Origin of the sequence: Pseudoalteromonas apostichopi, assembly GCF_030297135.1 — a bacterium.
Lineage (GTDB): Bacteria > Pseudomonadota > Gammaproteobacteria > Enterobacterales > Alteromonadaceae > Pseudoalteromonas > Pseudoalteromonas apostichopi.
On sequence record NZ_AP028065.1, the window covers coordinates 920,894 to 947,120 of the forward strand.

The 26,227-nt window shown below is 40.9% G+C and carries 29 protein-coding genes; 20 read left to right on the forward strand and 9 right to left on the reverse strand.

Annotation, left to right across the window (positions count from 1 at the left end):
* Nucleotides 1-25: 25 nt before the first annotated feature.
* The gene (gene pdsO / locus QUE86_RS04115) at nt 26-763 is read right to left on the reverse strand and encodes a sortase-associated OmpA-like protein PdsO (RefSeq protein ID WP_167658758.1); all 738 of its coding nucleotides are present in this window, start codon (nt 761-763) and stop codon (nt 26-28) included.
* 219 nt (nt 764-982) lie between these two features.
* On the opposite strand from pdsO, the gene pdsR reads away from it, so the two are divergent.
* The 4 genes from pdsR to QUE86_RS04135 all read left to right on the forward strand — a co-directional run bounded on the left by pdsR (nt 983) and on the right by QUE86_RS04135 (nt 4,340).
* Nucleotides 983-1,672, forward strand: a complete 690-nt coding sequence (pdsR, locus tag QUE86_RS04120) for a proteobacterial dedicated sortase system response regulator (RefSeq protein ID WP_063527939.1) — start codon at nt 983-985, stop codon at nt 1,670-1,672.
* Nucleotides 1,672-3,798 (forward strand): proteobacterial dedicated sortase system histidine kinase, encoded by a 2,127-nt coding sequence (gene pdsS / locus QUE86_RS04125; protein ID WP_178927347.1) that lies wholly within the window; start codon nt 1,672-1,674, stop codon nt 3,796-3,798. The genes pdsR and pdsS overlap by 1 nt, the downstream gene beginning before the upstream one ends.
* Nucleotides 3,799-3,909: 111 nt before the next feature.
* Nucleotides 3,910-4,080, forward strand: coding sequence for a hypothetical protein (locus QUE86_RS04130; protein ID WP_167658756.1), 171 nt, complete (start codon nt 3,910-3,912; stop codon nt 4,078-4,080).
* Nucleotides 4,081-4,130: 50 nt separating this feature from the next.
* A complete protein-coding gene (locus QUE86_RS04135) occupies nt 4,131-4,340 on the forward strand; it encodes a hypothetical protein (RefSeq protein WP_054551195.1) in 210 nt (69 codons plus the stop codon).
* A gap of 42 nt (nt 4,341-4,382) precedes the next feature.
* Here the strand turns inward: QUE86_RS04135 and QUE86_RS04140 are convergent, their stop codons facing one another.
* From QUE86_RS04140 to QUE86_RS04155, 4 genes are read right to left on the reverse strand one after another with little or no spacing between them, the layout of a single operon-like run.
* Nucleotides 4,383-4,883 carry a DUF1543 domain-containing protein gene (locus QUE86_RS04140; protein WP_286259371.1) on the reverse strand — a complete coding sequence of 167 codons (501 nt, stop codon included), beginning with the start codon at nt 4,881-4,883 and terminating at the stop codon, nt 4,383-4,385.
* 8 nt (nt 4,884-4,891) lie between these two features.
* Entirely contained in the window at nt 4,892-6,235 is a 1,344-nt protein-coding gene (locus QUE86_RS04145; protein ID WP_167658755.1) for a sigma 54-interacting transcriptional regulator, read from the reverse strand.
* Nucleotides 6,236-6,237: 2 nt separating this feature from the next.
* Entirely contained in the window at nt 6,238-6,765 is a 528-nt protein-coding gene (locus QUE86_RS04150) for a hypothetical protein (RefSeq protein WP_130050744.1), read from the reverse strand.
* Nucleotide 6,766: 1 nt separating this feature from the next.
* Nucleotides 6,767-8,224 (reverse strand): HAMP domain-containing sensor histidine kinase, encoded by a 1,458-nt coding sequence (locus QUE86_RS04155; RefSeq protein ID WP_250661169.1) that lies wholly within the window; start codon nt 8,222-8,224, stop codon nt 6,767-6,769.
* Nucleotides 8,225-8,536: 312 nt separating this feature from the next.
* Here QUE86_RS04155 and QUE86_RS04160 point away from each other — a divergent pair, with 312 nt between their 5' ends.
* The 5 genes from QUE86_RS04160 (at nt 8,537) to QUE86_RS04180 (ending at nt 11,310) form a co-directional block, all read left to right on the forward strand.
* Nucleotides 8,537-8,764, forward strand: coding sequence for an EF-hand domain-containing protein (locus QUE86_RS04160; RefSeq protein ID WP_130050742.1), 228 nt, complete (start codon nt 8,537-8,539; stop codon nt 8,762-8,764).
* A gap of 9 nt (nt 8,765-8,773) precedes the next feature.
* The gene (locus tag QUE86_RS04165) at nt 8,774-9,001 is read left to right on the forward strand and encodes a PLC family EF-hand domain-containing protein (RefSeq protein ID WP_130050741.1); all 228 of its coding nucleotides are present in this window, start codon (nt 8,774-8,776) and stop codon (nt 8,999-9,001) included.
* A 103-nt stretch (nt 9,002-9,104) separates the two neighbouring features.
* The gene (locus QUE86_RS04170; protein WP_130050740.1) at nt 9,105-9,338 is read left to right on the forward strand and encodes an EF-hand domain-containing protein; all 234 of its coding nucleotides are present in this window, start codon (nt 9,105-9,107) and stop codon (nt 9,336-9,338) included.
* A gap of 4 nt (nt 9,339-9,342) precedes the next feature.
* Nucleotides 9,343-9,576 (forward strand): EF-hand domain-containing protein, encoded by a 234-nt coding sequence (locus QUE86_RS04175; protein ID WP_130050739.1) that lies wholly within the window; start codon nt 9,343-9,345, stop codon nt 9,574-9,576.
* Nucleotides 9,577-9,669: 93 nt separating this feature from the next.
* Nucleotides 9,670-11,310 (forward strand): amidohydrolase, encoded by a 1,641-nt coding sequence (locus QUE86_RS04180; RefSeq protein ID WP_130050738.1) that lies wholly within the window; start codon nt 9,670-9,672, stop codon nt 11,308-11,310.
* A gap of 12 nt (nt 11,311-11,322) precedes the next feature.
* Here QUE86_RS04180 and QUE86_RS04185 read toward each other — a convergent pair whose 3' ends face one another.
* Entirely contained in the window at nt 11,323-11,553 is a 231-nt protein-coding gene (locus tag QUE86_RS04185) for a YgjV family protein (RefSeq protein WP_286259379.1), read from the reverse strand.
* A gap of 268 nt (nt 11,554-11,821) precedes the next feature.
* Between QUE86_RS04185 and QUE86_RS04190 the strand changes: the two genes are divergently transcribed.
* Nucleotides 11,822-12,478, forward strand: coding sequence for a Crp/Fnr family transcriptional regulator (locus QUE86_RS04190; protein WP_130050736.1), 657 nt, complete (start codon nt 11,822-11,824; stop codon nt 12,476-12,478).
* 35 nt (nt 12,479-12,513) lie between these two features.
* Here the strand turns inward: QUE86_RS04190 and QUE86_RS04195 are convergent, their stop codons facing one another.
* Both QUE86_RS04195 and pepB read right to left on the reverse strand, forming a co-directional pair.
* Entirely contained in the window at nt 12,514-13,080 is a 567-nt protein-coding gene (locus QUE86_RS04195) for a phosphoribosyltransferase (RefSeq protein ID WP_130050735.1), read from the reverse strand.
* A gap of 197 nt (nt 13,081-13,277) precedes the next feature.
* Nucleotides 13,278-14,573 carry an aminopeptidase PepB gene (gene pepB, locus QUE86_RS04200; protein ID WP_130050734.1) on the reverse strand — a complete coding sequence of 432 codons (1,296 nt, stop codon included), beginning with the start codon at nt 14,571-14,573 and terminating at the stop codon, nt 13,278-13,280.
* 149 nt (nt 14,574-14,722) lie between these two features.
* On the opposite strand from pepB, the gene sfsA reads away from it, so the two are divergent.
* The 10 genes from sfsA to mdoH all read left to right on the forward strand — a co-directional run bounded on the left by sfsA (nt 14,723) and on the right by mdoH (nt 25,177).
* On the forward strand, nt 14,723-15,442 hold the full coding sequence (sfsA, locus tag QUE86_RS04205) for a DNA/RNA nuclease SfsA (protein WP_130050733.1): 720 nt from the start codon (nt 14,723-14,725) through the stop codon (nt 15,440-15,442).
* A 254-nt stretch (nt 15,443-15,696) separates the two neighbouring features.
* Nucleotides 15,697-16,140 carry an RNA polymerase-binding protein DksA gene (gene dksA / locus QUE86_RS04210; protein ID WP_130050732.1) on the forward strand — a complete coding sequence of 148 codons (444 nt, stop codon included), beginning with the start codon at nt 15,697-15,699 and terminating at the stop codon, nt 16,138-16,140.
* Nucleotides 16,141-16,157: 17 nt separating this feature from the next.
* A complete protein-coding gene (gene gluQRS, locus QUE86_RS04215) occupies nt 16,158-17,102 on the forward strand; it encodes a tRNA glutamyl-Q(34) synthetase GluQRS (protein WP_256854194.1) in 945 nt (314 codons plus the stop codon).
* Between the two features lie 292 nt (nt 17,103-17,394).
* Nucleotides 17,395-18,681 (forward strand): polynucleotide adenylyltransferase PcnB, encoded by a 1,287-nt coding sequence (gene pcnB, locus QUE86_RS04220; protein ID WP_233786756.1) that lies wholly within the window; start codon nt 17,395-17,397, stop codon nt 18,679-18,681.
* A 2-nt stretch (nt 18,682-18,683) separates the two neighbouring features.
* Nucleotides 18,684-19,172 (forward strand): 2-amino-4-hydroxy-6-hydroxymethyldihydropteridine diphosphokinase, encoded by a 489-nt coding sequence (gene folK / locus QUE86_RS04225; RefSeq protein ID WP_130050729.1) that lies wholly within the window; start codon nt 18,684-18,686, stop codon nt 19,170-19,172.
* Between the two features lie 29 nt (nt 19,173-19,201).
* The gene (gene panB, locus QUE86_RS04230) at nt 19,202-19,996 is read left to right on the forward strand and encodes a 3-methyl-2-oxobutanoate hydroxymethyltransferase (RefSeq protein ID WP_130050728.1); all 795 of its coding nucleotides are present in this window, start codon (nt 19,202-19,204) and stop codon (nt 19,994-19,996) included.
* Entirely contained in the window at nt 19,997-20,848 is an 852-nt protein-coding gene (gene panC / locus QUE86_RS04235) for a pantoate--beta-alanine ligase (RefSeq protein ID WP_167658748.1), read from the forward strand.
* Nucleotides 20,849-20,944: 96 nt separating this feature from the next.
* Nucleotides 20,945-21,145, forward strand: coding sequence for a hypothetical protein (locus QUE86_RS04240; protein WP_372799652.1), 201 nt, complete (start codon nt 20,945-20,947; stop codon nt 21,143-21,145).
* A gap of 359 nt (nt 21,146-21,504) precedes the next feature.
* A complete protein-coding gene (locus tag QUE86_RS04245; protein ID WP_286259395.1) occupies nt 21,505-23,223 on the forward strand; it encodes an OpgD/OpgG family glucan biosynthesis protein in 1,719 nt (572 codons plus the stop codon).
* Complete coding sequence (gene mdoH / locus QUE86_RS04250) at nt 23,195-25,177, forward strand: glucans biosynthesis glucosyltransferase MdoH (protein ID WP_130050725.1); 1,983 nt, start codon at nt 23,195-23,197, stop codon at nt 25,175-25,177. The genes QUE86_RS04245 and mdoH overlap by 29 nt, the downstream gene beginning before the upstream one ends.
* A gap of 49 nt (nt 25,178-25,226) precedes the next feature.
* Here mdoH and QUE86_RS04255 read toward each other — a convergent pair whose 3' ends face one another.
* Nucleotides 25,227-26,195: a PstS family phosphate ABC transporter substrate-binding protein gene (locus QUE86_RS04255; protein ID WP_130050724.1), complete on the reverse strand. Its 969-nt coding sequence runs from the start codon at nt 26,193-26,195 to the stop codon at nt 25,227-25,229.
* Nucleotides 26,196-26,227 lie beyond the last annotated feature (32 nt).

Sequence of the window (26,227 nt, forward strand, 5' to 3'; positions counted from 1 at the left end):
TTATGTCACTCCATCGACAGATGAATTAGTGGTTACTTTGCGCTGTGCGTAAACGACTTTGTGCCACAGGGCGTGTCGTTAAGGTTACGCGGCGATCAAACACGTTGTCTTCGTAGTTATTTGAATCAGCGACACTTTGCTGCTCACCAAAGGCGGTTGCGGTTAAACGGGTATGAGGCACGCCTTGCTTAATCAAATAACTTTGCACTGCATTTACACGCTGTTTCGAGAGCATTAAATTAGCTAGCTCATCACCGCGCTGATCAGCAAAACCACTTAAATCGATAGCAAGATTTGGCTGGGCTATGAGTAACTGCGCGACTTTGTCGAGTTGATTAGCAAAGTGCGGAGCTATTTCGCTAGAGCCGGTTTTAAACTGTACCGTCATAGCCAGTAAGGTGTTTAATTGGGCTTGTAGTAACTGCTCTTTTTCATCAGCTAATAATTCAAGTTGCTCACTAAGGGCTTCATTATCAGCAATCACTTGTTGGTAATCTGCGGTTTGCTCTTTCATTAAAACTAATGCGTGGGCTTGCTCATCAATGGTGTTTTCTGCCGCTTCTTTTTCGCCAATTAAGCCACCAGCAAACGCGCCAATAAATGCGCCAACTGGGCCTCCTACTATGCCACCTACAACTGCACCAGCACCTAGGCCAATGGCCGTTTCTTTCGGTGTCTCTTGTTTTGTTTTACTCGCAGCTTCTGCAAAAGGGGTTGCAGTTAGAGCTGATGTGATGACAGCGGCAATAATTAATTTTTTCATGTTTTAATCCTTTTTCTACTTAATTGCTTGGCAACATTGGTTGGTGTTGCGAACTTGGTATGGAGCTATTGAAACAAGTCGAAATGGCAATAAAAGGGATCAAAAAAGGCAAACTGCTGAGCAATTGTGGCAGAAAAATGGCAATCGCGTTTTTGCCAGTACGCAAGGCAAAAAATTAGGTATAGTTCGCTATAGAAAGAATTTAAGTAAGTATTAACAATGAAGAAAATAGCAATCGTTGAAGATGAAACAGCAATCCGCGAAAACTACACAGAAATGCTCAGTGCTCAGGGCTATCAAGTTGTAGGCTTTGCTGACAGAGCTAGTGCTGAACTGGCATTTAGTCAATCTTTACCAGATTTAGCCATTGTTGATATTGGCCTTGGCCATGAAGTGGATGGTGGTTTTTTACTTTGCCAAACATTACGCAGTCTATCTAAAACCTTACCGATTATATTTTTAACCGCCCGTGATAGCGAAATTGATACCGTATGCGGCCTGCGTATGGGAGCTGACGATTACTTAACCAAAGACATCAGTATGGCACATCTTGCTGCTCGCATTGGCGCATTGTTTAGGCGCCTTGATGCCTTCGACCAACCAGCTGATCAAACCGCTCTTTTGCATCGCGGTCCATTAAAGTTAGATACCCAGCGCATGCAGGTTTTTTGGCAAGAGCAACTGGTTGATTTAACTGTGACAGAATTTTGGATGGTGCATTCACTTGCACAGCGCCCAGGCCATGTAAAAAGCCGTAACGAATTAATGAGTGATGCGAAAATTTATGTTGATGACAGCACCATTACCTCGCACGTAAAACGCATTCGTAAAAAGTTTATTGCCTTAGATGATGCGTTTGACTGCATTGATACAGTGTACGGTATGGGTTACCGCTGGGAGCAAGCTTAATGCTGCGTTTTGGGCTTAGAACAAAGTTTATTTTCTTATCCTGCTTTTTGTTTTTATTGCCTTGGCTTGGCTATGAATATGTTTGGGAAATGGAAAAGTTCTTAAGACAAGGCCAAGAAAAAACCTTAGTTGGTACAACCCGCGCGCTAGCAACTGCATTACATGAGCGGCCCGCTTTATTTGACTCGCAAACCAATTTTTTAGATCAAGTTGTAAAAGGTCGAGATTTATATGCCTATAACCTAAATAACCCGATTCAACTTGATGGTAAATTGTCGGAGTGGCAACCTTATCAAAGTTTATTTTGGCATTATGACAAGCGCTACTTACAGGGGTTAAGTAACGATCATCAAGATAGTGATCTAAGTTTTGATCACATGGTAGGCAAATACGAAAACTTCCTTTATGCGGCTTTTAAAGTCACAGATAGTTCACTGGTGTATCGTGCTAAAAATGTGCTTAGTTTTACCCGTAATGATCACTTACAGATCATGTTAAAAACACCTGAAGGTAAATTTAATAGTTATGTGGTGGCCGCCCGCCAAGATGGTTGGGTTAATGCCTTTGATGCTACAACACAAGAGCCTGTCACGAAAATTCAAGGCTATTTCAAAAGCACCGACACGGGTTACAATATAGAGCTGCGTTTTCCGCTTGCGATGCTAGGTAATAAGCTTGGTTTTGCGATTGAAGATTGGGATGAAGACAAGGTTGAGCCTCAGCTTATGTCGACCTCAAACCTACAAAACCCCAATGATATCGGCTCTGTTTTAGTGCCTTCGCCAGAAATTAACCGTATTTTGAAAGGCATGGGCCACAGTGGCAGTCGAATTTGGGTGGTCGATAACCATCATCGTGTACTTGCACAATCAGGCTCAATTCACCATGCCGATGGTGTTTGGGCAGACGGCCTAAAAGAGGAGCCCGCAACAACCTGGTGGCAACGTTTTGAGCAAGATTACTTACACCCTCTGTACTATAAGATTCTGACGCGCCCAGAGAATGAATTCATTGATACCTTACATGACGTAGCAGCGATGCAAGGCACACATATTGCGAGTGCCTTAAAAGGAAAACCCGCATCATCATGGCGCTTAACCCCAGATAACAAAGCCGTTATTTTATCGGCGGCCTACCCTATTTGGATCCAAGATAAAGTAATTGGTGCAGTAATCGCAGAAGAAACTACCAACGGCGTGCGTACATTACGTAACAAGTCACTAGAAAAGCTATTTAATGTCATTTTAGCGGTGATGCTTGTTGGCACTGTGACCCTGTTCTTTTTTGCTTCAAGAATTTCCAGCCGTATCCGCCGCTTACGTGATAATGCTGAACAAGCCATTGATGCTCAAGGGCGGATCACTGGCAACATAACCTATGCCGACTCTAATGATGAAATTGGCGACCTTTCTCGCAGCTTTGCCAATATTGTTAGTCGCTTAAGTGGTTATACTGATTATTTAGAAAATATGTCATCACGGCTATCCCATGAGCTGCGTACACCTGTGGCTGTTGTTCGTTCATCTCTTGAAAATTTACAAATGCAGCCACAATCTGAGCTCAGCCAAAAATACTTAGACCGTGCCAGTGAAGGGGTTGAGCGATTAGGGAAAATTATTACCACCATGAGTGAAGCGACGCGTCTAGAACAAAGCATTCAAAACGCCGAAACAGAAGAGTTTGATCTCACCAAGGTGATCACTGGATGTATGCAAGGCTATCAAATAACCTATGGTGAAAGCCTATTTACTCTATCGCTTGATAAAGAACCATTGAATGTCAGTGGAGCACCAGAGTTTATTGCCCAATTACTCGATAAACTTATCAACAATGCACTTGAATTTAAAACCCCACAAAGCACAATTTCAGTTAGCTTAACCAAGCAAGATCAACATGCGCTATTAACGATTAGCAACCAAGGGCCTTTGTTACCCGATGGTTTAGTTGAACACATTTTTGACTCAATGGTATCTGTGAGGAGCCAACAACATCAGCAGCAGCCTCATTTAGGCTTAGGTCTTTACATTGTAAGGCTTATTTGCGATTACCATCACGGTAAGGTATTGGCAGAAAATTTAGATGATGGCACAGGTGTTGTGTTTACTGTGAAGCTGCCTATTAAATAAGCACATTTGCGTTACATATGATTACAGTTTAGAGACGTTATATTCACCAATAATTCAGATTACAGAACGTAATATTTGTATTACAAAAGGAAAATATTTTTGGAGAGCATCATGCGATCTGGATTACAACGTGAAGAGATTGAATTCATTATGGGGCTATTTAACCATAATGAAGTAACAGATAAACAAGCGGCTCCAAAAAAGCAGCCAGTAAAAACTGACACAAAAAAAGTTGATACAGCGCAATATAAAGCAAACTACAAAGCAACTTATTTGACCTGACTAAGCTGACATCATTACAATGGCGCACTTTCTAAAGATGGCATTCTGTAATGAAAAAACACTCACCTAAAAAAGAACTGATTTTACTGCCTGTTTTATTCGTGGCTATTCTGCTTTGTGTTGCAGGGCACTTCCTACTTCAGCCTAACTATCAAGACAGTCATACCGTTGAGTATTTACTTGCTGCACTTCCATTTGCCTTGTTTGGATTAGTAATTATCGCCTTTAAAGTTGCCAGCAAAAACGATAACCAAGAATAGTTAATACCAACTCGCTTAATTAAGTATTATTGAGCATAGATATCACAATACATGATAACCAAACCAGTCGGGCTTCATGGCTTGTGCCTGCCCACTTGGCGTTAATTTGATTGATAAGTTGCTATCAAGCAAATCAATCGCAAAACAATCGTCCACATCGTGTAAATCATCTTTATGAAGATGAGTCATTCCAGCTAATAAAGACTCTTTAGCGCGTTGCTTTGCTTCTTCACTGCTACTCGCAACGTACAAGGCAAAATCATGTTGCTCAGCAAGACTATCTGCTCGGTAGGCACCTAAATTCACAAAATACAGTTTTTCAGCTTGGCTATGTTGAGTATCAACTACTTCAACCTGATAGCCATCGATATGCTGAATTTGCATGTAGCTATCCATATGTACTTTGCTTTTATCACCCACCCACTGTGCTTTAAGCTTTGAATAGGTTTGTTCAATGTTATCGCCTACGACAAATCTAACATCGTGCATTTCAATGTGGCATCCTTGAATACGACCGCCCAAATAGACTAAAAAAAGTGCCATGTTTTTCCTTATATTAAGCTTTCAACATTAATATTGTGCTTTTTAATTAATTTATAAAAATCTGAGCGATTACGTTTCGCAAGCTTAGCGGCTTCGGCAACATTACCCGCTGACATTTTCAGCGTATTAATTAAATAATCTCGCTCAAATTCTTTTTTTGCATCATTTAAAGAAAGCGGCTCAGCAATACTAGCATTGCTGTTTAATGCACTTTCTACGAGCTGAGCTGCAATCACTTTACCGGGTGTTAGGGCTACTACCTGCTCTATCACATTCTGTAATTGACGAATATTACCCGGCCAGTCATAGCGAACCAAGGCATGCATCGCATCATTAGCAAATTGCTTTTGCTCTTGTCCCATACGTTTAGCAATTAAACCTGCAAAATGCTGTGCTAGCAAACTAATATCTTCTCTGCGCTCACAAAGCGGAGGGAGTTTTAAGTTCACCACATTTAATCGGTAATATAAATCTTCACGGAATTGCTGGTTGCTGATTGCCTCAGGGAGGTTCTTGTGAGTCGCTGACACCACCCTCACATCAATTGGGATTTCTTCTTGAAAGCCCACAGGGCGAATGGTTTTCTCTTGTAAAACCCTTAGCAGCTTTACTTGTAAATTTAGCGGCATATCACCTATTTCGTCTAGAAAAAGGGTACCACCTTGGGCTTGTTGAAACAAACCTTGGTGGTCTTTTACCGCGCCTGTAAACGCGCCTTTTTTATGACCAAACAATTCAGACTCTAAAAGCTCCCCCGGCACAGCGCCGCAGTTAATAGCAACAAATGGCCCTTCACTAACATGGCTATGTTGATGTATCGCTTGTGCTAGCAGCTCTTTACCTGTTCCGCTAGCACCGGAAATCAACACATTCACTTGCGTTGGGCCAAGCAATTTAACTTGCTCAAGTAAATGCAACATCGCGCCGCTGCGGGTGACAATATTTGTTTGTGTCGGTGTTTCATCACCATGTACACCATGGATCTCGATAGCTTTAGCAAGGCTGTCGAACAGCTCATCTTTATCAACCGGCTTGGTAATAAACGCAAATATACCTTGTTTAGTTGCTTCAACTGCATCAGGAATCGAACCATGCGCTGTCATCATAATCACCGGCATCGAAGGATAACGACTTTGCAGCTGGCGATGCAGGGCCATGCCGTCCATTTCATCCATTCTTAAGTCAGTGATCACCGCATCATAGGTTTGGCTTTTTAGCGCTTGTAATGCCTCAATGCCACTTTCAACAGTACTTACCAAGTAGCCTTTAGACTCAATTCTAATCGCCAATAACTTTAATAAACTAGCATCGTCATCAACTAATAGAACTCGTGGTTTTGTTACTTCATTCATGGTTACTGCTCCTTGGTTTCTTCACGTAGCAGAAGTTGTTGTTCGATAGTCGCAAGCGACGATAAGGTTTTTTCCATTTCATCACTCAGCGCTTGCTTTGCTTGTTTTGCCGCTAAACTTTGCTGTAAATATTGCTTTTGTAGCCAAAGATACTGCTTAATATCATCTGGCCAATAATAAGCACGGTCGCTTTTATCAAGCAGGTTAAGGGCCTTTTCAGGTTCTGAAGCAGCGAATAAACATATCGACTCAAAAAGACGTTTTAGTTCATTTTCACCAACATAATTTACTTTGTCAGATTTTGCTTTAAAGCCACCACACTTGGCAGCATGCCATGCAATAACGGTACTTGCGGACGGATACAAAGGCTCACTTTTTGGTCGAGGTTTAGGGTTAGGTTGCCCATCAGGTTTAACCTCTGCTTTCGGCTCTACTTGTTCTGGCTCAACATTCTTTTGCGTGAGCGTGCACCCAGTTATAAAAAACGTGCCTATAACAAGCATAAAACTGGCTTTATTAGCTAAGCCCATATCAGTTAACTCCTTGGGTTAATTGAATTGGTAAAATGGCTGTAAATACACACCCTTGAGGGTCATTATCAGTAATAGAGAGCTTACCGTTTAATTGCTCTACGGTTTCTTTGACTATGGTTAACCCCAGTCCGCTGCTCATTTCAGTATGTTGTTTTGCATTCTTGCCTTGGTAAAAAGCCCCGAACACAGCGGCTTTTTCAGTATCATCAATGCCTTCGCCTAAGTCGCTTACACTCAAAATTAATTGCCCCTGCTTTAAGCTTGCCTTGATTATCACTGACTCATGTTCTGGCGAAAACTTTAACGCATTTGAGGTCAGCTGAATAAGCACCATTTCAAGTAGTTCTATTGATATAAACAAGGCTTTATTTGGTAACTCGTTAACCCAAACAATGGATAAGTCACGCGCAGATAATCGGTGCTCAAAATGACGCTCAATTTTATTCATCATCACGTTAAAATTAAGCTCGCTCAGGCTTTGCTTACTAGTGCGGATAGCGTTGTAACTCAATAAGCTTTCAATCATGACTCTAAGTCGCACCATACTTTGTGTTATTAGCTCAAGGACTGCTTGTTGCTCGCTATTGATTGGGCCAACAATTTCATCTGCAAGTAAATCTGTGCCTTCAACCATAGAAGCTAGGGGGGTTTTCAACTCATGTGTCACATGACGCAAAAAAGTATCTTTTTGCTGCTCAAGCATATGTAACTGTGCTTGTACCCATTCAAGTTTATTGCCTAATTCAACTAACTCTGAAGAACCACGGACATGAATTTTTTGCTGCCAGTGCCCTTGCCCTAATTTATCAATAACATTGGTAAGCTCTCGTAGGCGTCCGCTGATCCGCCATAGAAATCCACCACCTACCAATAGCGTGAGTGGAATTAATGCTATTAACCAATTAATAAATGAAGCTTGTAATGCTTTTAATTGCTGTTGGTTTTTTGTGATCCGTAATTCATTTTGCTCTTTAAGCCAGTTTGTTTGTTCACTGATAAGCTTGCTAGCAGGAGCAAACAGCTCACCATCTTGCTTTTGTTCAACTAGCAAATGCTGCTCTGCAAATTGTAATACCTCAGCAAGCTGACGCCACTGCGACACATAATCAGCTGTAGGGCTCAAAAAAATAAGCTCATCAACACTTTGCAAAGAAGATTGCCACTTGTTAGCAATCAGGCTATCGAGAGATTCACTCTTAAGCACCCAATTTTGTCGAGTCGCCCTTTCTAAACTATTTAAGTCTTGTTTAAGGTTATTGAATGCTTTGGTAAGTTCGTAATTGTCACCGACGATTTCTTGGGTCAGCGCAAGCTGCTTATTAAGGGCATTTAAAAACAAAATCACCACTAAAGATAACGGCAGTAAAGACAGCAAAATACTACAAACGAACTGACCAATGAGACTAGGCCGCCAGTTGACTAACTGTTTCATTTTTATCGCTACTTTATTTTGCATATTCACTCTCAACATAATTGCTGATGCTGATTATTAGTGAATAAACTTAGACACTCGCTGAATCCGACCTTAAAAAGTACTGACTTTTACCCAAAAACTGATACATAGTTGCTATTTAGCAACACGCTAACTCATTGAAACAAGGTGAATAAAGCTTAGTCGCCTAAAAAGCGTTGCAAAAAAGACACAATACTCTGTAACTATTTCGCATTAAAAACCTCACAAAAGATATAACCCACTGATAATTAACACATTTAAAAACTGGCACCAATTTTGATAACTACAAAGTAAATTAGTCATTTAGGACACAAAATGAAGATTACGGCCATTTCAGCCGCAGTGTTGATAAACCTAGTTACGGTAGACTGTTATGCATTCGATCTGCAAACGACTTTTAACGAGCTAGATAAAGACAGTAACGGCTTTTTGAGTGAAGCAGAGGCATCTGAAGATGCATTATTACATAGCAACTTTACTCAAATAGATAGTAACCAAGATGGTCAAATTTCATTTTCTGAGTTTCAGTCGTTTATTCAATAGGAGATTGTAATGAAACAACTTTTAGCAGCGTTTTCACTCATGTTTTTGGTTATCAGCGCTACCGTTTTAGCATCACAAATGGATGTTCGATTTGCTAAATTTGATACAAACGCCGACGGTGAGATTTCTTTAGCTGAAGCGACTAAGCACGATAACTTACTTAAGCAATTTGCCGACCTAGATGAAAACGGCGATCAAGTTTTGTCTGAACAAGAGTTTGAAAAATTCAAACCTTAACGGCTTAAAGTGCTTGCCATAATCCCAGAGGGAATGTGTAAACGGATTTAAATTATGGGAGTTAAATTATGGCAAGCACTTTTATTTATAAAGGAGTGTAATTATGAGAATTTTCTGGCTTGCTTCATGTACCTTAATTACAATAAGCTTCAATAGCTTAGCATTGGATGTAAAACAAAGATTTGATCACCTAGATAAAGACAAAAATGGCTTTTTGTCTTTGCAAGAACTGTCATCCCAACCACACTTGCAAAAACGCATGGCAGAGTGGGATACAGATAAGGATCAACAAATTTCGCTCCTAGAATTTAAACACTATTTAACAAACAAGAGTTAAAGTAATGTCAAAATTAACCTTTGCCAGCCTAATTTTATGTTGTGGATTTAGCACATTGGGTTTTGCTGCAGATAGTATTGGTGAAAAATTTAAACAACTTGACCGTAATGACGATGGCTACCTTACTCGCTCAGAGTCTGCAAGAGATCCTGCTCTATGGTCACGTTTTAAAAATTACGACAGCGATAAAGATAATAAATTATCGCTGAGTGAATTTAAGGTCTACGCAAGTAAATAAAAATGTCTATTTGATTATTTAATTGCTGCTGAGTTGCAGTTTACTGCAACTCTGATAATGTTTTCATAATTCAATAAAAACTATTAGAAGATTATGAAACTCATCATCAGCTTACTGGCAACAGCTTCGATAAGTTGTTTTGCCAATACCACAGTAATTTACAATGTAAATGGTTACACACCAACCTACAAAGGTGAAACTCAACACTTTTCAACACTGGTTTTTAAAGACGGTAAAGTTGTAAAAACCGGTAATGATTCAATCAAAAAAAGCTTTCCTGATGCCACCACGATTGATGGCCAACAAGCCACGTTATTGCCTGGTTTGATTGATGCCCATGGCCATGTGATTGGTTTAGGTAATAACCTTTCACAACTTGATGTTAGAAGTACTCGCTCGGCAGATGAAGTTGGCAAAATGCTAGCTGAGTTTGCTAAAGATAAACAAGGCTGGATCATTGGTCGAGGTTGGAACCAAGAGCAGTGGCCTGGTGGACAGTTCCCAAATGCTGCTGATTTAGACAAGTATTTAAAAGATAAACCCGTAGTGCTTTCTCGAGTTGATGGCCATGCTGTGTGGGTAAATTCAAAAGCAATGGAGCTTGCAGGTATCACCAAAGAAACTCGCTCTCCTGCCGGTGGTGAAATTATAAAACTGGATTCTGGTTTACCTTCAGGGGTATTCATTGATAAAGCCGAAACGCTTATTACTCAGCATGTACCAAAAGCAAGCCATGCCAGCATTAATACTGCATTAGATAATGCAGGTAAACATCTACTTAGTTTAGGGATTACATCAACCCATGATGCCGGTATCGATTATGATACCTGGCAAGTGTATAAGCAGCGCTCTGAACAAAGCACCCTTCCCGTTAGAATAGTAGCCATGCTAAGTGCTGCTGATCCTCAGCTAGAAACAATGCTTAAAGCGGGCCGATATAAAGATATGAATGACATGCTGTCGATTCGTAGTGTCAAAGTGTATGCTGATGGTGCGCTAGGAAGTCGTGGTGCAGCCCTAATAGAGGAATACGCAGATCGAAAAAATCACCATGGCTTAATGCTTGAAACCCAAGAAAAGCTTGAGCAACTATTCAACTTAAGCTTTACCCATGGCTTTAGTGCTAACACCCATGCAATTGGTGATAAAGCCAATCACGTAGTGCTAGATGCCTATGAAAATGTGTTTAAAAAAACCGGTGGAATTTTACTTCGTAACCGAATTGAACATGCACAAATTGTTACTCCTGAAGACATTCCTCGTTTTAAAACGTTAAAAATCATTCCATCAATGCAGCCTGTTCATGCAACATCTGATATGCATATGGCAGAGCAACGTCTAACTGAAAAACAACTTGAAGGGGCTTACGCTTGGAAAACCTTTTTAGCGCAAGGCTCAGTGATTGCGGCGGGTTCTGATTTTCCAGTAGAGCTTGCTGATCCGTTTGACGGCTTATATTCAGCCATTACTCGCATGGATCATAATCAGCTGCCAGAAGGCGGCTGGCGACCACAAGAGCTACTATCGCGTGATGAAGCTTTACGTGCTTTTACTTTAGGTGGTGCATATGCTGCACATCAAGAGTTTAAACTTGGCAGTTTAGAGCAAGGAAAGTGGGCTGACTTTATCTTGATTGATAAAGACTATTACAAAGCGCCAGTCTCAGAGATCCACGATATAAACGTGACACAAACTTGGATTGCGGGCCAGCTTAAGTATAAAAAAGAAGATTAGTATTACTGAGTGTTACTTAGCGTCAGCTTTTTGCTGACGCTTTAATTTTATGATGTGGTAAATATTCACAAATGCTAGTAAAGCATTGGTAAAGGCCACAGGAACAGCACCAATTGCCAGCCCGTAGAAGGTAAATGCAATACATCCTGCTAGGTTAAGCCAACGTAGCTTAACAACATCGCTCATTGTCAAAGAAGCAACCAAAAGTGCTGACGCTAAATAGCCTAAATATTCCCAACTCAATTGTTCTCTCCTAGGCTTTAGGTTAGCATTGGAGCTTGTCATTTTTTTTGACGCACTCAGTGCTACTTTGACAATAAAATAAAAAAGCTAACTTACTAAAAACCTTGTAAAGCTGCAGAAAAATCTTGGCTTTAAAATCATTACACGGGAAATGAAGGTATCAGTAACGTGAAACACCTTACTAGCAAGTTAGCGTAAATTCTTAGAATCTTAATGCTAACGTCATTAAGATGTAATAAATAGGACAATTGTCCGAAGAGCGGCGTTAATGTTTCAATATCATTTTTCAAGCTATCTTGTTGACCAATTACTGACATTTGCTGGCAGCAGTTTTCAACAAGCTAAAAAAGAAGTGCTGATCCATCAGGATCAACCTTTATCAAAACTCGTATTAGTTAGAAGCGGCACGGTGTCATTCAGCTATGACGTGGGTAACGGCCGACGCCTTCTTTTAGGTCAACTTGACTGTAATAACACCCTGATTGGTGAGATTGAAGCACTGAATAATTATCCCTGTATTTACACAGTAACGTGCTTTAGTGATGTAAGTTATAACCTAATTGAGCTTAAACATTGGCGTGCACTACTATTAGAAAAACCAGAGCTAAGCTTATACACAGCGCAAACAATCGCTGCTAAATTCCAAGAAAACCAAAAAATAAATTTAGATAAGCTGCTATTACCACTTAGCTACAACATAGCTAAAGATTGCTTATTAAGAGCTGAGAATAATAACCCAACATTACTGCGTGCCTACCCTACCGTAAATGCAGAAGCTGAGCGCTTTGCCACCACCGAAAGAGCTTATAGACGCGTTGTAACAGAATTAGTTGAAAAAGGCTTAGTAAAGAGAAGTACTCAAGGCTTACAAGTGGTAGATATCGACAAGCTTAGTGACTACGTCGAAAGTTTTGCGCAGTTATGAGTGTAAGAACACTCATAACTTTGTAAAAATGATGCTTATTTTTCTAAAAGTATGTCGTGAATATTAGCTAAATCAGACTTTCCTTCGATGATTTCGTCTGGCGTTAAGCCTGAAAGCTCATGAGGGAATACTAACCACTCTTCAGACTCATGAATATAATAATCTGGCACCATGTCTACTTTTGAGTTCTTTGGCTTGTAGTATGGACATGCAACACGAATATCACGTGGTAAGTTCAAACGCATTAATTCAGAAAGCTTTTCTTTCAATGCAAAAATACTACGGCCAGAATCGAACACGTCATCAACGATTAATAATGAGTTATCTGCATTCGCATTTTCAATGATGTAATGCAAACCGTGAACTTTGATCTCTTTTGACTGCTGGTTAATACCGTAATACGATGAAGTACGCACTGCAATATGGTCAGTTTCGATACCTTTATAATCGTAATATTCTTGAACTGCGATACCAATTGGAGCACCACCACGCCAAATACCAATGATGAAATCAGGACGGAAACCATCTTCATAAACTTGTGCCGCAACACGAAATGAATCTTCAAGAAGCTGCTGCGCAGTGATATAGCACTTATCTGACATAAATAGAGACCCCAGTGTGAATGATCATTCAAGTGTAGCTAATTTAATAATAACTAACCACAGGATGAGAAAATGTGGGGCGGGATTTTATACTAATTTACTCAAAAAAGCTTGTATCAGTTTGTGAATTTACAAAAAAAGCGCCTTAACTTCATCTAAGTTAGGCGCTTTTTATTAATCACAGAAAAGTAAATTACTTATGCTTTTTCTAGTAAGGTTCTTGCAACTGTACGCATACCTTGTGTTGTCGCACCAGCAGCCCACTCACTTGTACTACCCATATTAAATGCTGCTGCCAGGTCAATGTGTACCCAGCCTTTACCTTCATTTGGCACAAAGCGAGATAAGAAACCAGCCGCATTAGATGCACCACCATAGCCACCGCCCTTTTGAGGACGGCTATTTGCGGTATCTGCATATGGTGATGGACAGTTTTGTTGATGCCATTTTTCAAGTGGTAATGGCCAAGCAGCTTCCATTTCCTGCTCTGCAAAGTCTTGTACGTCACGTACAAGCTCTTTATCAAGACCAAATAATGCGTTGTACTCTTGACCAACAGCTACCAGTGCAGCGCCTGTTAGTGTTGCCGCATCAATAATTAATGGCGCACCCGACTCACCTGCAGCCATTAAACCATCAGCAAGTACTAAACGGCCTTCAGCATCAGTATTAACGATTTCAACCGTTGTACCATTCTTATAGGTCAGGATATCGCCAAGTTTATATGCATGGCCTGAAATAAGGTTTTCTGCACAACATAAGAATAATTTAATGCGTTTGTTGATACCACGGTTAATAGCAAGTGCTAAGCCTGCAGTTACTGTAGCAGCACCACCCATATCGCACTTCATGCCTAGCATGCCTTCACTTGCTTTGATTGAGTAACCACCTGAATCAAAGGTAATGCCTTTACCAACCAAAGCGGCAGCAACAGGGGCATTTTCGTCACCAGTTGGGTTGTAATCTAATGCTAATAATACCGGTGGGCGTTCACTACCACGACCTACCGCATGGATACCAATCCATTGTTGCTCTAATAAAGCATCACCTTTAATGATTTGATAGCTTACGTGTTCAGGCGCTAATGACTGAATGAATTCTGCCGCTTTACCAGCTAGGCTCTCAGGGAAAATATCATCAGCTGTGCCATTGATCATTTGACGAGCCCAAGTCGCAGCTTGCTTTAAAGAAGCCAGTTCTTTGCCGTCTGTTTTTGCATTTTCAACAAACTCAATTGCATCTAAATTTTTTGGTGAAACAAAGCCTTGATAAAAAGCCCATTGTGTTTCTGTACACCAAACATCGCCCACTAAAGCAATATTTTTTAAGCCTTGATTAGCTAACGTACGTGCTGCTTTTTGTACGTTTTTAAGTGTATCTTGCTCAGTTAAATGAACAGTTGCGCCTTGTTCAGTAAAAGAAAGAGCGGCTTTTTCGCCCCAATGTGCGGCAGCGCCCTGCTCGCTAAGTTGAACTAAAAATTTTTCTGACATGTTAGAATACTCTTTGCGCTAAAAATGTTGCCTGAGTTTACTACAGCCAACGTAAGTTCCCAACAGCTTGCGATAAATAGCATTATGTTGAGTGGTTCAATCCTCGTAATGAATGACATACAATAAAGAAAAACGAAATTATTAGAGCCATGAAGTTCACTCCCGCATTACAATCAGCCACCTTAATAAAACGCTACAAACGCTTTTTAGCCGACTTAAAAACGGCTGAAGGCGAAGAGTTTACAGCGCATTGCGCCAATACAGGAAAGATGACGGGCTGTGCTGAGCCAGGGTTTAACGCTTTTTATTCAACCAGTGATAACACCAAACGCAAATACCCCCATTCACTACAACTAACAGAGAATCAATTTAATCATTTAATTTGTGTCAATACCGCTATTGCAAACAGAATTGTGCAAGAGGCTCTCAATGCTGGCACTATTGCTGAACTAACTGATTACCAAACAATTACAGCAGAAGTAAAATACGGCCAAGAAAATAGCCGTATCGATTTTTTATTAACAGATGAAAACAAGCCCCATTGTTATATTGAAGTAAAATCAGTAACTTTACTCTCGCAATTAGAGCCGCAGTCTGGGCAAGGTTATTTTCCAGATGCAAAAACTGAACGAGGTCAAAAGCACCTAAGGGAACTAGTAGAAATGGTGCAACAAGGGCATCGTGCAGTCTTACTGTTTGCAGTTTTACATGAAGGTATTAATCAAGTAAGTGCTGCAGCTCATATCGATCCCAAATATGCGCAACTTTTAGCTCATGCAATAGAGCAAGGAGTTGAAGTAATTGCTTATAAAGCAAAAATTTCAGCCAACGAGATTCAATTGCAGGAAAAGTGTAGTTTTCAGCCTTAAACAACTCTTTTCTTAAAACAGCAGTAAATAACACGATTTAAGTTGTATTATTTTTTTTCGCCCATATAACTATGCAAATTTTAAAAAATTAACGGATAGTTAAGGGCTTACAAAACCGCCCATAATTATTTGAGCAATCATCAGCTCGAGGCCTATAGGATTAATTAAAAATAAATTTGCCTCAACCTAATGATTCTGCTATTTATAGCCGCCGGCTAATGCTGGGCAAAATATTAAGGATTTAGGAGAAAGTTATGCCAGACCAAAAAAGACTAGGGTTATTGGCTCAAGCCGGGTTGGATCCATATCAAGAAAAACCAGGTGAAGAGTATATGAATGAAGCACAACGTGCTCATTTCAAAACAATTTTAGAAGCTTGGCGTAACGATTTACGTAACGAAGTAGACCGTACTAAATCGCATATGCAAGACGAAGCAGCTAACTTTCCAGATCCAGTAGACCGTGCAGCACAAGAAGAAGAATTCTCATTAGAACTTCGTACTCGTGACCGCGAGCGTAAACTGATCAAGAAAATAGAAAAAACGATTCAATTAATCAAAGAAGACGATTTTGGTTTCTGTGAATCATGTGGTATTGAAATTGGTATCCGCCGTTTAGAAGCGCGTCCTACAGCTGATTTATGTGTAGACTGCAAAACGCTTGCGGAAATTAAAGAAAAGCAATCTGGACGCGGTTAATATCCTTTAATTAGCCCATGTCTACCACAGCCGTTAACACGCCAATGCGTGAATATCGTGGCCGCTTTGCGCCATCCCCTTCAGGGCCATTACATTTTGGCTCACTTATAGCGGCTGTGGGTAGCTTCCTTGATGCAAAAGCCAATCAAGGAAAATGGTTAGTACGCATTGAAGATATCGACACAACGCGTGTTGTAAGCGGTGCTAGCGACGATATATTACATACCCTAGAGGCTTACGGCCTATACTGGGACGAGCCCGTCATTTACCAAACCCAGCGTCATGAGCAATACCAAGCAATTGTTGATGAGCTAATTTCACAAAACCTTGTTTATGCATGTCATTGCACCCGTAAAGAAATTAAAGCTATCGGGGGAATTTACCAAGGCCATTGCCGAGATAAAAACTACTCTTTAGCTGATTCAGCACTGCGTTTAACCCAGCAATATGCAACAAGTCACTATCATGATTTAATTCAAGGTGAGGTTAGTGTAAATAGCCAACTTGCCAAAGAAGACTACTTAATAAAGCGAAGTGATGGTTTATTTGCTTACCAACTGGTCGTGGTCGTTGATGATATTGCACAAGATATAACACGAGTAGTTCGTGGCGCTGATTTAATTGAGCCAACTGCACGACAACTCAGTTTGTTTAAGCAACTCAATAAACCTGCTCCACAATATGCACATCTACCGTTAGCGGTTGCTAAACCTGGTTTTAAGCTATCGAAACAGAATTACGCGCCAGCAATAGCGAAATCAGATCCAAAACCGGCCTTGTTCGATGCCTTTCGCTTTTTAGGTTTAAAGCCAGAAGTCTCTCTACTGTCATTAGATATAGAACAAATGCTAGCATGGGCAGTCGAAACTTACCGTCTTGAATACATTCCAAAGGTACAAGAAATACAAGTTAACGAGGATTCGAACTCTACTTTTTGTGACTTTGTTCCTATTGAAAAATAAATTGCCAATTTTAAAGGCCGAGTAACTTAATTTTTCAGCCCTGCTGGTATATGATAGCGACCCAAAGTGTGCGAATCATCAACACCTTAATTTAGCGTCATTTAAAACACATTGATTACACGTCAATCTCACATCGGCGAAGTAACAAACAAACGCTATACTTGATGAGTCGCAAAGTCCGCGTCGTAGGAGACAGATTATTATTTCCAAGCTTTTTCAATTTTGTCGGCAAATTATTGGCCCAAATGCCACGACATCAAGTGATGCTTTATCAACGAGCGAATTACCTTTGGTGATCGAGCGCAGTGAACATGGTATTTCACGCAAACAATTTAGCCCAAATGCAATCAAAGTATTATACCGCCTTAAAGAAGGTGGTTTTGATGCCTACCTTGTTGGTGGTTGTATTCGAGATATATTGTTAGGTCAACAACCTAAAGACTTCGATGTTGTAACAAACGCAACGCCTGAACAGATCAAAAAGCTATTTCGCAACTGTCGCCTAATCGGTCGTCGTTTTCGTTTAGCCCATATTGTATTTGGCCGAGAAGTGATTGAAGTGGCGACCATGCGAGGTCACCATGAAGCTGACGAAAGTAAAAATCAAATTAGCCAATCAAGCGAACACGGACAACTACTTCGCGATAATGTCTATGGCAGCATCGAAGAAGATGCCGAGCGACGCGATTTTTCTATTAATGCACTTTATTACTCAATTAACGATTTTTGTATCTATGACTATGCCAACGGTATTAGTGCTATAAAAGCAAAACAAATTGAGCTTATTGGCGACCCTGAAACACGCTACAGGGAAGACCCTGTGCGCATGCTGCGTGCTGTTCGTTTTGCAACAAAACTGGGCATGAGCATTGCACCAGGCACCGAAAAGCCAATTAAAGGCCTTGCTAATTTACTTGACCATATTCCGCCTGCTCGTTTATTTGAAGAATCACTTAAGTTGTTCTTAAACGGCAAAGCTGAAGAAAACTACTTAATGCTGCGCCAGTATGGGTTATTCAAAGCATTATTCCCAGCGCTTGATAAAATCTTAGATGCAAACCCTGATGGCCTAGAACATGCGTTTATCCTGCAAATGTTTAAAAACACCGATAAACGTATTAACGCAGATAAAAAAGTCACCCCAGCATTTATTTTTGCAGCCTTGTTGTGGTTCCCATTACTGAGTATTGCTAAGAAGTTACAACTACGTGATCAACTTTCAGAGTACGATGCATTTGCACAAGCGATGAATAAAGTACTGAGTGAAAACGCACAACATGTCGCAGTACCCAAACGCTTCACACTTGGTGCACGCGATATTTGGCATATTCAACAACGCCTTGATAAACGAGGTGGTCAGCGCGCTTACAGGCTCACTCAACAGCCTCGCTTCAAAGCCGCCTATGACTTCTTACTACTTCGTGTGCAGGCAGGTGAAGAACAGCTGAAAGAGCTAGCAGATTGGTGGACAGCCTACCTAAGCCAAGACATCAATGGCCAAAAAGAGATGGTTAAAAATTTAGGGCACCAAGGCGGTCCTAAACGCCGCCGTCGTCCGCGCAAGAAAAAAGTAGACTAAGCATGCATACCGTTTATTTAGGTTTAGGCGCTAATTTAAACGCGCCACGTAAACAAATTCATGCTGCTGTCGCTGCCCTAAAAGCATTAAAAGATGTTGAGTTTGTTTGTGTATCGCATGACTACGCAAGCAAACCTATGGGGCCTCAAGATCAACCCGATTATGTAAATGCGGTCGCTTGTGTTAAAACTGCACTTGAGCCAGAACAATTGCTTGATTTAACTCAAGCTATCGAACTTGAACATGGCCGTGTTAGAAAAGAAGAACGCTGGGGTCCTCGCACCCTTGATATAGATATTCTATTGTTTGGTAATGACGTGATAGACACCCCTCGCTTGACCGTGCCTCATTATGGCCTAACACAGCGAGAATTTGTTGTTTATCCATTGTTGGAAATTGCGCCAACTCTTGTCCTACCGAGTAATCAATCACTTGCTGATATAACAAAAACGTTACCTTTAAACGGTTTACAACAACTCCCTCAGCAGTAATCAACCAAGGCTAAGCCTTAGAGGAAATTATGTCTAAAATCACCGTTTCAACACTTAATAAAATGAAACATGAACAACAAAAAATCACCGCATTAACGGCCTACGATGCCAGTTTTGCTAAATTGTTTCATGATAATGGCGTCGAAGTGATTTTAGTGGGTGACTCGTTAGGTATGGTTTTGCAAGGTGCTGATGATACATTAGCGGTAACCAACACAGATATTGCTTATCATACGCGATGCGTACGAGCAGGTAGCCGTGAGTTATTTGTTATTGCAGACTTACCATTTATGACTTATGCCAACCCAACTGATGCTTGTAAAAATGCTGCTGAGCTTATGCGTGCAGGGGCAAACATGGTCAAGCTTGAAGGTGGTGAATGGCTTCACGACAGCATCCGTGCGATGACCCAGCAAGGTATTCCTGTTTGTGGTCACTTAGGCCTAACACCACAATCAGTACACGTATTTGGCGGTTTTAAAATTCAAGGCCGAGAGCAATCTCAAGCAGACAAAATGGTTAGCGATGCTAAAGCACTTGAGGCTGCTGGTGCACAATTACTTGTTTTAGAGTGTATTCCTAGTGAGCTTGCTAAGCGTATTACAGATGAGCTGAGCATTCCTACGATCGGTATTGGGGCAGGTAATCAGACCGATGGTCAAATCTTAGTAATGCACGACCTAGTAGGTATTTCTGCAGGCTATATTCCAAAGTTTTCAAAGAACTTTTTGTTAGAAACCGGCAATATGCCAGCTGCAGTGCAAAAGTATTGTGAAGATGTAAAAAGTGGTGCTTTCCCAAGTGCCGAACACGAGTTTAAATAAATGCAATCAATCACTGAAATAAAATCCTTACGCAGTCAAATCAAGGCTTGGCGTCAAGCAGGCTTAAGCATTGCGCTAGTGCCTACTATGGGCAATTTACATCAAGGCCACTTTTCACTTGTTGAAAAAGCCAAGACACTCGCTGATAAAGTAGTCGTGAGTATATTTGTTAACCCGATGCAGTTTGGGAAAAATGAAGATCTTGATAGCTATCCGCGTACATTAAACGAAGATAAACAAGGTTTAGCTGATCTTGGTACTGATATTGTATTTACACCATCCGTTGAGACCATTTATCCAAATGGTTTAGGCGAGCAAAGTTTTGTCGATGTACCAGGTGTCTCTATGGGTTACTGTGGTGGCTCACGTCCTGGTCACTTCAAAGGTGTCGCAACGGTTGTCACTAAGTTATTCAACCTAGTTCAACCTGATTTTGCCTGTTTTGGTGAAAAAGATTTTCAGCAGCTGCAAGTCATTAAAACCATGACGCGCGACTTATCTATCCCTGTTGAAATTGTTGGCGTTCCAACTTGCCGTGAAATATCAGGCCTAGCGATGAGCTCTCGTAATGGTTACTTATCTGACGAGCAAAAAGACACAGCAAAAGTTCTGTTTGCCACTCTAAACAATACTGCAGCGGCACTTAAAAAAGGTAACGATGACATTGCTGCACTCGAAGCTGCTGCAAAAGCACAGCTTGAAGCTGCAGGGCTAAAGCCTGACTACTACGCTATAGCAGATCGTTCAACACTAAAAGCTGCCACTGCGGCTGACAAACAACTTGTTATTTTAGCTGCCGCCTATTTAGGCTCAGTGCGTTTAATTGACAATTTACAAGTTGAGCTGGATTAAATAGCTGTAATCTGGGTAAGATGGATTGCAAAGAAAAGACATAAACTAGGGATAAGCATGAAAAAACTACCAGCAATTGCAGCTACATTGTTTGCAATGACATTACTGTCTGCCTGCTCAAACAAAATTGACAATCCAGAAATGCAGCAATGTGCTCAACAAAACTATCAATGTGAAGCAAGTTGTGAACAACAAAGTACCGCTGATGGCTTAGTTCATAAAGTCTGTAGCAATAAGTGCATTGAAGCTTACAATCAATGTAAAGCAAATGCAGAAAAATTAGGCGAAGTTAAATAATACCATTGATTCGTTTAGATTAATTTTGAGGCACTGAAAGCCTGTTCAGTGCCTATACTCCCCCCTTCCTCGATTACAATTTCGCTTTCATAATTAAGCCTCTGGTAATTTTGTTCATATTTTTATTTACCCATTAAGCCATTCATATTAGGGCAAGCTTTCGTTCATTAAACTTCTCCATATTGGTGACGAATAAACAACTGCAACCATGTAATTGTTTCTCACTAATTTCAAAATTTTACTCTTCGCATTTAGCTGTACCAACTCAAAGTCATTGAGAATATTATTTTTTATTTGGGTTCAGGAATTGCTAAGGGGTATGAATGAATTAACGTGATTTACGGCTAAAGGAAAATTGAATGAGACCAGAAACCCGAACTAAGCTCTTCAGCGCTGTCAAAAAGAAGACCTTCTTGGGCGTATTATTAGCCATGAGTGCAGGTCATAGTTACGCTGTTGAAGAACCAGACCAGCCAAAAGCGACTAAAACAGAACAAACAGCCGCAGAGGTTCAAGCTACCGAAAATGAAAAACAGCAAGTAAAGGATAATGCTGCTGTTGAGCTTAAGCCTGCAATGATCACTATACCTCAAGAAAAGTTATTTGAAGTTATCACCGCGCGTGCGAAAAAATTAGCATCTGAGCCGTATGTTGCGCCTAAAGAATTAGAACTTGAAGCATTAACTAGCATTGGTTATCAGGACTATCGTGCAATCCGTTTTCGTACTGAGCAAGCAATTTGGAAAGATCAAAGCCTTTATGAAGTGCAGTTATTCCACCCAGGTTTTTTATATCGCTCACCAGTTGCAATAAATACCCTTGAGCAAAATGCTGAAGTAAAAAGTTTACCGTTTAAAACCGATTACTATCGTTACGATGCAACCGCAGCCCCGTTAGAGCAAGAGATCAATACTGCCATTGCTAATACGCAACTGGGCCACGCGGGTTTTCGTTTGCATTTTCCACTGAATAACAACGAATATAAAGATGAAGTAGCTGTATTCCAAGGTGCTTCGTATTTTCGCTTAGTTGGCCCGCATCAAGTATATGGTCTGTCAGCTCGTGGTCTTGCAGTTGATACAGCACTCAGCTCAGGTGAAGAGTTTCCCGTTTTCAAAGAGTTCTGGTTAGTAAAACCGGCACCAGAAGACACAACTATCGTGCTCTATGCACTACTCGATAGCCCATCAGTTTCAGGCGCATATCGTTTTGAGTTAACACCTTCAACGAATACTGAAGTGAAAACACAGATGCAAATTTTTGCACGCAAAGACATCAAAAAGCTCGGTATTGCCCCGTTAACAAGCATGTTCTATCACGGCGAAAACAGTACCAAGTTCTTTGATGATTACCGTCCTGAAGTACATGACTCTGATGGCCTTTTAATGCAATCAGAACAAGGCCAATGGGTTTGGCGTGCATTGAATAATCCGAAGAAATTGAGCGTTACTTCGTTTAGCTACGACAACCCGAAAGGGTTTGGTCTAGCACAGCGAGATCGTGACTTTAATAACTACCTTGATACCGAAGCGCATTATCACAACCGTCCAAGCATGTGGATTGAGCCAGTGGGTAATTGGGGTAAAGGTCGTGTTGAGCTAGTAGAAATCCCTACAGATACAGAAACCAACGACAATATTGTTAGCTACTGGGTGCCAGATCAGCCAATGAAAGCTGGTGACAGCTTAAGTTTTAGTTACAATCTTTCGACTTTCAATGCCACGCTTGCAGCTCAAGATAAAGCGAGTGTTTTAAGAACCCGAATTGGCAGTGCAGCACTTCCGGGTGAGAAGAACCCACCACCTAAAAGCCATCGCCAATTTACCGTCGACTTTAGTGGGGAAACTATTAACAAATTATCTGCTAATTTCGCCATGCAAGCGGATCTTACACTCTCTGCAGGGCAAATAAGTGATAAAACGGTACAACAGTTACCAAACAAACAAGGATGGCGCGTAGCCTTTAAAGTGGCGCCAGAGGGAGATAAGCCTGTTGATATGCGCTTATCGTTAAAACTACGTGATAAAGAAATCAGCGAGGTATGGAGCTATGTCTGGTATCCAAACGACGTCCAATAGTAAAGAATTAAAGGCAACAGCAATGCCATTTAAGAAAACCCGCGCTTGGCTTTTTTCGAGCCTAGCGCTCACCATTACCGCTTACGGCGTGTGGATCATGTTCGATATTTTAAATTCTAACGGCATGACACCGCTTGAGTACGCTTTACTAGCATTATTTACAGTTACCTTCGCGTGGATCGTTACAGCTTTTTGTAGTGGCTGCATGGGCTTCATCCTGCAATTATTTCGTATTGACCCTTTAACCTTAAAACGTCAAAAGCCAATCGAAATTAATCAGCATGCCTTGAGCCAAACTAAAACAGCCATTGTTATGCCTATCTACAACGAGGATACAGAGCGTGTAATCGCAGGTTTTGAGGTAAGTTTACGCTCGCTGGCTAAAACAGGGCAAATGCCACATTATGATTTTTACTTGCTCAGTGACACCCAAAACCCTGAAATTGCACGTAATGAACTTAAAGCGTGGAATGCACTCACTGAGCGCTTAGGTGATTTAGCTAAACACACTTTTTATCGTCGCCGTGAAGACAATAAACACCGTAAAGTAGGTAATTTAACTGACTTTTGCGAACGTTGGGGCAGCCAATACGATCACATGATTGTACTTGATGCCGATAGCATTATGACGGGTCAATGTATGCTTGAGCTGACTTCTAGCATGATCAGTAATCCAAAATCAGGTTTGATCCAAACTATTCCCATCCCAGTTCGCCAAGACACTTTTTTTGGTCGCTTTTTACAGTTTGCATCAATTTTATATAGCCCAATGTTGGCAACAGGGTCTGCTTTTTGGCAAACAAACCAAGCAAATTACTGGGGCCACAATGCGATTATTCGCGTTGAAGCATTCACTAAATGCTGCGGTTTGCCTGTTCTAAAAGGCAATGCCCCATTTGGTGGTGAAATCTTAAGCCATGACTTCGTAGAAGCTTCACTTCTACATCGTAGTGGTTGGGATGTGTTACTGCTTAGTGATATTGAAGGTAGCTACGAAGAAGTACCAAGTAACATTCTCGATTACGCAATCCGTGATAGACGTTGGGTGCAAGGTAATATCCAGCATTTAGGTTTATTGCCTAAATCGGGTCTTAAGCTAATGAGTAAAATGCATTTTTTATTTGGTGCCACAGCATATATCTCATCGTTAATTTGGTTATCTATGCTGGCATTAAGCACATTAGATGCGGTGACTCGTGCACTTAATAGCGACGTGTACTTTAACCATGCTTATCAGCTTTTCCCAACTTGGCAAATTGCCAAAACTGACTTAATTGATTCGTTGTTATTTATTACTGCAGTGCTGTTATTACTACCTAAATTAATGGGTGTTATTGTGACTTTAGTTCACCGTAATAAGGCCTTTGGTGGCACTATGAAGCTAATTGCAGGTTCACTAATCGAAACGATTTTTGCGATAGTGATTGCACCGCTAATGATGGTATTTCATAGCTATTTTGTAGTGTGCGTATTTTTAGGTAAAAAAGTAAGTTGGGATGCACAGCCTCGGGAAGGCAGAATGGTGCCGTGGAAAGAAGCGATTGGTTATACATTATTTTCGACTATTACGGCGATTATTTGGGGCTCGGTTGCTTACTATTACACACCGACTTTCTTTTGGTGGTTATCACCGATTTTAGTGGGCCTTATTTTGGCAGCACCAATTGTGCGCTACTCAAGCAGCATCGGCTTAGGTGTTAAAATGCGTAAAATGGGTTTATTTTTATGCCCAAGCGAAGTTGAAAACGATGATACCTTAGCGGCACTTCGTGTACACCAACAAGAAATTGCTTTGCCTAAAGATGAACACGCTAACTTTAGTGTGCCTACATTACCCAATGAATACCCAACGGTAATGCCAATTCAAAGCTTTAAGGCACCATCAGGTAAAAAGCGTAAACAAGTACGCCTCGCTCAAAAGCGAATAAAAGCCAAGCTATTTGCCAAAAGCTAAACGAAAAAAACCGCTCAATGAGCGGTTTTCATCTATGTCTGTATGGTTGTTACAGAAGGCCTAGCTTTTTAAGTTCAGCCATTGCCATTTTGCCTGAAAGTGGCACATAACCATCTTTCTCAACAATTTTTTGACCGTCTACAGAAAGAACCATTTTTAAGAACTCTGCATCGATTGGTGAAAGCGGCTTGTTAGGGTGCTTGTTCACGTAAACGTATAAGAAACGAGATAGTGGGTATTTACCTTTTGCAACGTTTTCTAATGTTGCATCAACAAAGTTGTCGCCTTTCTTAGAAAGTGGAACTGTACGTACACCTGATGTTTTATAACCGATACCTGAGTAACCAATCGCATTTACTGAAGAAGAGATTGACTGTACTACAGATGCAGAACCTGGTTGTTCGTTTACGTTGTTACGGAAGTCACCTTTACACAGTGCTTTCTTCTTGAAGTAACCGTAAGTACCCGATACTGAGTTACGACCGTAAAGCTGGATATCTTTTGCAGCCCAATCACCCTCAAGACCTACTTCGCTCCAACGATTAACTTGTGCATCAGCACCACATTTACGTGTAGAAGAGAAAATCGCATCAACTTGGTCAATACGTAAACCTTTGATTGGGTTATCTTTGTGTACGAATACAGCTAGAGCATCGATTGCAACGCGTACTTCAGTTGGCTTGTAGCCGTAACGCTTTTCGAATGCTTCGATTTCTTTTGACTTCATACGACGGCTCATTGGGCCGAAGTTTGCTGTACCTTCAGTTAATGCTGGAGGAGCAGTTGAAGAACCCGCTGCTTGGATTTGAATGTTTACGTTTGGATAGAAGCGCTTGTACTCTTCTGCCCAGAACGTCATCATGTTAGCAAGAGTGTCAGAACCTACAGATGAGAAGTTACCAGAGATACCACTTGTTTTAGTGTACTCAGGCATATCTTTATCAACTGCAGCTGCTTGTGCTGATACAAATGTTGTTACAGCCACACCCATTGCGGCAACGAGATTTTTGAATTTCATAGGGGTTACTCCGATTTGTTCGTCCCATTTCC